The organism is Klebsiella sp. HN106 (genome assembly GCF_051209435.1).
Classification (GTDB): Bacteria; Pseudomonadota; Gammaproteobacteria; order Enterobacterales; family Enterobacteriaceae; genus Klebsiella; species Klebsiella oxytoca.
Genome location: NZ_JBLURD010000311.1, coordinates 1 through 275 on the forward strand (window position 1 = coordinate 1; position 275 = coordinate 275).

General features: G+C 52.7%; 2 rRNA genes. Both read left to right on the top strand.

Annotated elements, in window-relative coordinates:
- A 23S ribosomal RNA gene (locus ACSIPU_RS31335) occupies positions 1-89 on the top strand; the annotation flags it as partial.
- A gap of 72 nt (positions 90-161) precedes the next feature.
- A 5S ribosomal RNA gene (rrf, locus tag ACSIPU_RS31340) occupies positions 162-275 on the top strand; the annotation flags it as partial.

Here is a 275-nt window from a genome sequence, read left to right on the forward strand (position 1 = left end):
GTTGAAGACGACGACGTTGATAGGCCGGGTGTGTAAGCGCAGCGATGCGTTGAGCTAACCGGTACTAATGAACCGTGAGGCTTAACCTTACAACGCCGAAGATGTTTTGGCGGATTTGAGAAGATTTTCAATACAGCTTGATACAGATTAAACAGAATTTGCCTGGCGGCGATAGCGCGGTGGTCCCACCTGACCCCATGCCGAACTCAGAAGTGAAACGCCGTAGCGCCGATGGTAGTGTGGGGTCTCCCCATGTGAGAGTAGGGAACTGCCAG